General features: G+C 31.3%; 1 pseudogene. It reads left to right on the plus strand.

Annotated features, from left to right (window positions below):
• Window positions 1–201 (plus strand): annotated as a pseudogene (locus DDE80_RS15020) (RNA-guided endonuclease TnpB family protein); the annotation flags it as partial.

Raw genomic sequence — 201 nt, forward strand, 5'->3', positions numbered from 1 at the left:
GATTCTTTAGCTTTAGCAAATGCACAAATGAACTTACAAAAGGCTTATAAGAATTTTTTTGAAGGCAATGCGAAATTTCCAAAGTTCAAAAACCGTAAGTCAAAACAGTCTTATACAACCAATCGAGTGAACGGAAATATCGAATTGCAAGATGGTCATATCAAATTACCTAAACTGAAATTAGTAAAAATCAAGCAACAT

Source organism: Metalysinibacillus jejuensis, from assembly GCF_003057615.1.
Classification (GTDB): domain Bacteria; phylum Bacillota; class Bacilli; order Bacillales_A; family Planococcaceae; genus Metalysinibacillus; species Metalysinibacillus jejuensis.